Annotated in this window: 7 protein-coding genes, 1 tRNA gene and 1 pseudogene; 3 read left to right on the top strand and 6 right to left on the bottom strand. The window is 63.2% G+C overall.

Annotation, left to right across the window (positions count from 1 at the left end):
- Positions 1-62 (bottom strand): 50S ribosomal protein L34 (gene rpmH, locus QZ564_RS18600; RefSeq protein ID WP_297113339.1); only part of this gene is annotated, 62 nt, incomplete at its 3' end.
- A 224-nt stretch (positions 63-286) separates the two neighbouring features.
- On the opposite strand from rpmH, the gene QZ564_RS18605 reads away from it, so the two are divergent.
- The 3 genes from QZ564_RS18605 to QZ564_RS18615 all read left to right on the top strand — a co-directional run bounded on the left by QZ564_RS18605 (position 287) and on the right by QZ564_RS18615 (position 3453).
- Entirely contained in the window at positions 287-1720 is a 1434-nt protein-coding gene (locus QZ564_RS18605) for an FAD-dependent oxidoreductase (protein WP_297113328.1), read from the top strand.
- A 100-nt stretch (positions 1721-1820) separates the two neighbouring features.
- Positions 1821-3248, top strand: coding sequence for a HAMP domain-containing sensor histidine kinase (locus QZ564_RS18610; RefSeq protein ID WP_297113330.1), 1428 nt, complete (start codon positions 1821-1823; stop codon positions 3246-3248).
- 128 nt (positions 3249-3376) lie between these two features.
- A tRNA-Arg gene (locus QZ564_RS18615) sits at positions 3377-3453 on the top strand.
- A 231-nt stretch (positions 3454-3684) separates the two neighbouring features.
- On the opposite strand, the gene QZ564_RS18620 is transcribed toward QZ564_RS18615, so the two are convergent.
- The 5 genes and pseudogenes from QZ564_RS18620 to QZ564_RS18640 form a co-directional block, all read right to left on the bottom strand.
- Positions 3685-4431: an SDR family NAD(P)-dependent oxidoreductase gene (locus QZ564_RS18620; protein WP_297113331.1), complete on the bottom strand. Its 747-nt coding sequence runs from the start codon at positions 4429-4431 to the stop codon at positions 3685-3687.
- Positions 4432-4433: 2 nt separating this feature from the next.
- On the bottom strand, positions 4434-5417 hold the full coding sequence (locus tag QZ564_RS18625) for a branched-chain amino acid ABC transporter permease (RefSeq protein WP_297113333.1): 984 nt from the start codon (positions 5415-5417) through the stop codon (positions 4434-4436).
- A complete protein-coding gene (locus tag QZ564_RS18630; protein WP_297113335.1) occupies positions 5414-6277 on the bottom strand; it encodes a branched-chain amino acid ABC transporter permease in 864 nt (287 codons plus the stop codon). The genes QZ564_RS18625 and QZ564_RS18630 overlap by 4 nt, the downstream gene beginning before the upstream one ends.
- Complete coding sequence (locus tag QZ564_RS18635; protein WP_297113337.1) at positions 6274-6984, bottom strand: ABC transporter ATP-binding protein; 711 nt, start codon at positions 6982-6984, stop codon at positions 6274-6276. The genes QZ564_RS18630 and QZ564_RS18635 overlap by 4 nt, the downstream gene beginning before the upstream one ends.
- Positions 6971-7244, bottom strand: a pseudogene (locus QZ564_RS18640) (ABC transporter ATP-binding protein); the annotation flags it as partial. The pseudogene QZ564_RS18640 and the gene QZ564_RS18635, both read right to left, overlap by 14 nt.

A 7244-nucleotide genomic window follows, 5' to 3' on the forward strand; every position in this document is an offset into this window, starting at 1 on the left:
CGGGCACGGAAACCGTGACGACGGGCACGCACGAGCTTGGAAGGCTGGTATGTACGCTTCATAACATCAGACCGCGCAGTTGCACGGTTCCTCTTGGTTGGTGCTGCCTGAAAGCAGAATAATCCTTGAGGCGGGCAAGCGCGCCGCCTTCGCGTTGGTGGGGTCTATAGGCAAAACACTGCCCCAAGTCAACGCGCATTGGCACCCGGATTGGACCGCGTCGCCCTGTTGTCAAGCCAAGCTTTCCCCCGCATAAGAGCAGCGATGGTTCTGGCCAGTGGCGGACATGGCTGAGTTAATTCGACCCGAGCTTTGCATCGTGGGCGCGGGGGCGCTGGGAATCGCGCTGGCGCAATATGCCCGGCGGCTTGGAGCACAGGTTACGCTGGTTGACAGGGGCCACCCGGAGCCCGGCGATGGACCGCAACGTGCTATGCGTGTTGCAGCGTTGATGGCGAGCGCCGCCAGAGCTGCATCGATCCGGAATGCGGGCCGGTTTGGGCTGAATGGCGCAGAGCCCAAAGTTACCATGAAGCTGGTGCAGGAGCGGGCGGTTCGGTTGGCCGCAGAACGCGCGGTGCTCGACAGTGGTGAGCGGCTGACGGCGCTGGGAATCACGGTGCTGCCCGGGCCGGCGCAGTTCGTCGATGCCGCCACACTCGCCGTCGGGGATGTCCAGGTCAGGCCGCAGGCCTTCATTCTGGCCGTTGGTGGCGAGCCAATTATTCCGGCCGTTCCGGGCCTGGATGCTGTGGATTACTTTACCGCCGACAGCATTCTCGAGAATGCCCGCAAACTGACGCATCTGCTGGTGATCGGCAGCGACGCCGAGGGACTGGCCCTGGCCCAGGCGTTTGCCAGGCTCGGGTCGGAGGTTACCCTGGTGCCACAGGGGGATGTGCTTGCTGGCTTCGATATCGAGGCCTCCAGCATTCTGATTGAGGCGTTGCAGGAAGATGGCGTGCGTCTCCTCGACGGCGGCGTTGTCGACGCCATCCAGGCCCGTTCGCAGGGCATCGGGGCCACCGTTGCACTTCCCCAGGGCGACCGGCAGTCCCTTGACGTCTCCCACGTGCTGATTTGTGCCGGGGCCCAGGTCAATGCCGGTGCGCTGGCGCTCGATGCGGGGCGCGTGCGCCCGGTACGCGGGCAGGCCGGACGCTTCGCCCTCGGATCACTGGGACAATCCAGCAACCGACGTGTGCGTTTTGTCGGTGCCGGCGCCGGGATCGAGCAATGGCAGCATGCGCTCAGCCATGGCCGGGCGGTGGTGGAGTCCGTGGTGCTGGGCGCCCCGGGGCACAGGCCGTCGGCACAGCCCCGCCTGGTGCAAACGGCACCGGCGCTGGCTCAGATCGGCAGGTGGCCGGCGGATGTAAAAAGGCTCGCCAAAGGACATGCAATTGTGCGCGCCGGCGCGGCGGAGAACGACAAGGCCCGGGCGTTAGGCATTGAGCAGGGGCTAACCAAGCTGCTGGTCAATCCAAAGGGACAGGTGATCGCGGCCAGCCTTGCCGGTCCGGATGCGGGGGAGTTGGCTGGTGTATTGGCTCTGGCCATGGACCGTGGCATTCCCTTGCAGGCGCTGGCCGATCTCAGCCTGCCGCATCCCAGCCTTCTGGCCACTCTTTGTCTCCTCGGAGAAAACCATAAGGGCGCGCAGACCGTATCTTCCTGGCAGAAGCTGCTGGGGGCAGTGCGACGGCGGCTGACCATTTAGTGGGTCGCGTTTGCGGATGCCCCCTCGCAGCCGTCGGGTGAAGGGGCGCGGTCCGCGAGGGGCCTGACGAAGCGAAGGGGTCTGGCATAAGATCGTGACGATGAATGACCAGTCCAGCACCATGCCCGGTCGCTTCCCGGGACTGTCCAGCAAGCTGATCGCCACGATCATCGGGGTGATTCTACTTGTGGAAATCGTCATTTTCCTGCCCTCGATCGCCAGCTTCCGCGCCACGTGGCTGGAAGACCGCCTGCAGGTGGGCGTCGTGGCGGCACGGGTCCTTGATGCCGTGCCCGATGTAATGGCGCTGCCGCGCGATCTGACGGACCGCCTGCTCAACTCTGCTGGCGCCCACGCGATTGTCTATCGCCGCGAAGGCCAGAGCCAGCTTATCGAACTGACCAATCCGGTGATGCCTGATACCGTCGTTACCGCTGATCTCAGGCAGGGCGACTTGCTCAGCCGGGTTGGGGGCGCGCTGGATACGCTCTTTGCGTCGCCGGGGCGAACATTGCGCGTAGTGGGTGAGGGCGATCTCAACGAGAGCCTGGTTGAATTGCTGATGCCCGAAACGCCTCTGCGACGGGACATGATCGACTATTCGCGCAGTTTTGCGCTGGTCTCACTCGGCATCGCGGCCGTGACAGCCTTCGTGCTTTATGTGCTGGTGAGCCGGCTGTTCATCGATCCGGTGCTGCGGGTCACCGATAACATGCTGGCGTTTCGCAAGGCCCCCGAAAACGCCGCGCTTATTCTGACGCCCTCCAAGCGGGCCGATGAAATCGGCATTCTCGAACGCGAGCTGGCGGACATGGAAAGCGAAATTTTCTCCATGCTGCGGCAGAGGCGACATCTTGCCGATCTGGGGTTGGCAGTTGCCAAGATCAACCACGATTTGCGCAATACGCTGACATCGGCTCAATTGCTTTCGGACCAGGTGGCGACGCTTGACGATCCCAAGGTGCAGCGATTGGCACCGCGGCTCGTGACCACGCTCGACAAGGCGATCGGATTTGCGCAATCGGTGCTCGATTATGGGCGCGAGACTTCTGTGGTGCCCAGACTTGCACCCGTTAACCTGCGCGGCCTTGTCGAGGAGGCGGCCTTCGAGGCTCGGGTGGCGGGCAATCCGCTTATTGCGTTCGACAATCAGGTTGATGGGGCGCTCATGGCCGATGTGGATGCCGGCCAGATGGGTCGAGTCCTGGTCAACCTGCTCAAGAACGCGCGCGAGGCGCTGGAAGCACAGACCGGCGATGGGCAAGATTTCCGTATCGTGGTCGGTGCGGCCAATGAGGCCGGGAAGACGGTGATTTCCGTCCGGGACAACGGCCCCGGCCTGCCGCCCCGTGCGAGAGAGAACCTGTTTGTGGCATTCGAGGGTTCAGCGCGTTCCGGCGGCACGGGGTTGGGCCTGGCAATTGCCCGCGAGATTACCGAGGCTCATGGTGGCACCCTGGCGCTGGTGCCGGAGCCGAAGGGAACCCGCTTTGATATCACGCTGCCGGCCAGGCTCGGGGACAGCTGACATCTTTCCATGAAAATCGTCGTCACCCCGCTTGCATTGCCCCATACAGCCATGTATGGGTTGCCCCGCTTTCGATCGGAGGCGCCAGACGCCCTGATCCATCAAGCCTGCCGCACATGTCGGCCTGCGCGCCCGTAGCTCAGCTGGATAGAGCACCAGACTACGAATCTGGGGGTCAGGAGTTCGAATCTCTTCGGGCGCGCCAACATGCTAGCTATCTATCTAGCGAGCTTTTTTGGGAGCCAAGGCCCGGCAATCGCAGAAATGGGTTAGCAGCCAGGGCACAACGCGCCCCATTCCGGCCGTTCAGACTGCATCGATAGAGTCCTAGAAGCGGCCATCAATGCCGAGCTGGGCCAAGTACGCTATTCCAGTCCGAGTGCGATGAGTGCAGCTCTGGCAATCCCGCCGACTACGATGTGGTCGAACAGGTCGGTCAATTGTAGACACCTCCGTCGATCGATAGCGCCTGGGCGGTGACATACCCGGACTCGTCGGAGAGCAGATAGACATACATCGGGGCCACTTCCTCGGGCGTCGCCTGGCGACCGAGAGGAACCATCGTTTTCACCAGTTCGGCCTGGGCCTCTCGTCCGCCCATGAAGCCAATGGCCGGGTTGTTGAAGGGCGTGTCGATGAAACCGGGGCAGATGGAGTTGGCACGGATGCCGTCCTTGGCCAGCTCAAGGGCGGTCGCAGTGGTAAAGGCCATGACCGCACCCTTGGAAGCCGCATAGGCGCCGATACCGGGGCCTCCACGCTTGGCCGCAAGCGACGCAGTATTGACGATGGATCCCCCGCCTGCGGCCTTGAGGTGCGGGATAGCTTCGCGCGTGGCGAGGAACACGCCCCGGACATTGACCCCCATCAGGTCGTCCCAGTCCGCCACAGTGGTCTGCGCGATCGGGCCGGCCTTTTGCAGGCCGGCATTATTGACCAGCCCGTCCAGTCCGCCCATCTTGGCGACGGCCTCACCAACCATAGCCACGACACTTTGCTCGTCCGACACATCGCAGGCGATGAAGCCGGCGCCTATGGCGGTGGCCGTTTGCTGACCGAGGGCCGCGTTGAAATCGGCGATCACCACCTGGGCGCCCTCAGCGAGGCAGGCCTGTGCCACGGCCTTGCCGATGCCGCTGGCTGCACCAGTGACGATGATCCGCTTGCTATCCAGTCTTGCCACGTTCAGCCCTTTGGATTCTGGCCAAGACCGCTCAGGTGGCGGCTGCCAAGAAGATCGATGCCGGTTCGCTCACGCACGACTCCCCAGATGCCCTTGGACGAGATCAGCATGACGGCGATGGCCGCAGCGCCGAGCAGCATAAGGTAAAGGTTGCCGGTGCCCGCGAACCATGCGCGCAGCAGGAAGTAGATCGCCGTGCCGATGATTGGGCCTTCCACCGTGCCGACGCCGCCGATAATCACGATGAACAACATGATCACCATCCAGTTCGGATCGAAGGCGCCACCGGGCTCAAGATGAAAGACCGACATGTAGTAGACGGCGCCAGCTGCACCGGTGAAGCCGCTGCCGATGACGAAGCCGACAAAGCGCGTCCACCAGACATTGATGCCGATTGAGGCCGCCGTGGCCTCGTTGTCCCGCACCGCTGCAAGGGCCAGCCCCAGGCGGGACCGCGACAGGTAGTAGAGGCCGAACACCGCCAGCAGAGCGAACAGGGCCGCGAAATAGAAGGTCCACATGGCCACCGAGCTGCGATCCATGCTGCGCGTGGCAACCAGAGGCAGGCCGGAGACCGAGCCCAGATAGTCGCGCTGGGCAATGAAGAGGCGGACAATCTCTGCGATCACCCAGATCGAAATGGCAAAATAGGCGTCGCGCAGGCGGAAAACCAGCGGCGAGATGAGCGCCGCGAAGGCACCGGCAAAGAAGAAGGCCAGCGGAACCAGCCAGAATGGGTTAAGCGCCAGCCGGTTGGATACAAGGAAGACGAAATAGGCCCCGAGCCCGATGAAGAGCTGCTGCCCGAAGGACATGAGCCCCACATAGCCGGCGAGGAAATTCCAGCTTTGCGCGAAGGCGAAGACGCAGAAGATCTCGACCATCAGCCGCAGGCTGCCCTCGGGCACCACATGGGGGGCTGCGATCAGGAGACCGGTAGCGAGCAAGCCAGAAGCCGCGATGAGTTTGTGTCTGGTGTCGGTCATCGGCGCATCAGCCCGGCAATGCCATTGGGGGAAACAAAGAGGATCAGCAGGAACATCAGGTGCCCCCACATCAGACCCGATGATGGGTCGAGCTTGAGCGCGACGAGCTGGGTGACGCCCAGCAGCATGCCGCCCAGGAACATGCCCCAGAAGGAGCCCAGGCCGCCGATAACCACGACCTCGAAGGCGATCAGCAGCCTGTCTGCCCCTGAATAGGGCGTGAAGCTGCCGCGCATGGCCAGCAGCACGCCGGCCACCGCCGAAAGGGCCATGGCAACGCCCATGGCGATGCCATAGACCCGCCGGTAGTTGACGCCGGTCAATTGCACGACCTCGAAATCATCGGCAGTGGCGCGAATGATGCGGCCCATGCGCGTGTGGCGCATCCACAGGTGCAGCAGCGTGAACAGGGCCAGGGCGATGGCCAGGATCAAAACGGGCAGGACGCCCAGGCGCAGGCCGAGGAGCTCAAAGCCCATGAAGCGCAGTTCGCCGGCGTCGATCGACTGGCTGTTGGCGCCGAACAATTCCACCATGCCGTTGCGCAGCACGATGGCCAGGCCGAAAGTGAGCAGGATTTGTGGGATCTGGTCCTGTCCGAGCACCCGGTTGATCATCAACCGCTGCAGGATGATGCCGAATATGAACGAGATGATCGCCACCGGCACGATGACGAGCAGCGGGCTGATCGGCGTCCACGGGACAAGCGCCACGCCGATGAAAGCCGCCGCGACAATGAAGTCACCCTGCGCCACATTGACGATCCGCATGATGCCGAAGGCGTAGCCGAGGCCCAGACCGACCAGGGCGTAAAGCCCGCCCAGCAGCATGCCGTTGATAATTGTTTCGACCCAGATCATGCGGCGGCCCCTGTTCCGAAATAGGCGGCGGTTATGGCGTCCATGGATAGCGACGCGGTAGGGCCTTCAAGGCTGACGCGGCCCTCCAGCAGGCAATAGGCATAGCCGGCAGCGGCCACGGCCTGGACCACATTCTGCTCGATCACCACGATGGAGACGCCACTGGCCCGGATCGTATCGAAGCAGCGATAGATATCGCCGATGATGGACGGTGCGAGGCCAAGCGAGAGCTCGTCGCAAAGCAGAACCTTCGGGTTGGTCATCAGCGCCCGGCCGATGGCCACCATCTGCTGCTGTCCGCCCGACAGGCTTGCACCTGCGACTGCACGCAGTTCGCCGAGCCGCGGGAAGAGTTTGTACACGGCGTCGGTCGACCACGGGCCCTTGCGTTCAGAGCATTGCCCCATCAGCAGGTTCTCTTCGACGGACAGGGAGCCAAAAAGCCGCCGTCCCTCGGGCACCAGGGTCATCCCGGCGCGTGTGATCATGTCGGCCCGCTGGTGGGCGATATCTTGGCCGTCGAAACGTATGGCACCAGCGCGCCACGGGTGAAGGCCGCTGATGGCCTTGAGCAGCGTGGATTTGCCCGCGCCGTTGGCGCCGATAATGGCCACCGTCTGCCCCTCTTCGAGGCGGAGACTGACTCCATTCACGGCCTGGAAGTCGCCATAGCGCACATCCAGGTTCTCGACTTCAAGCAGAGACATCGAGAACCGCTCCCATGTAGATTTCCAACACCGCCGGGTCGCGCATCACGGCTTCGGGGGTGCCGGTCGCGATCTGAGCGCCAAAGTTGATGGCAAGGATTCGATCGGCCACGGCCGAGAGCGCGTGGGTCACGTGTTCGATCCACACCATGGCCACATCGGGCTTGAGTTCCCGGATCAGATCAACAAGCTCAACGCATTCCGCTTCGGTCAGTCCACCGGCGATTTCATCGAGCAAGAGCAGGCGGGGCTTGAGCGCC

It is taken from the genome of uncultured Devosia sp., assembly GCF_913055165.1.
Classification (GTDB): Bacteria; Pseudomonadota; Alphaproteobacteria; order Rhizobiales; family Devosiaceae; genus Devosia.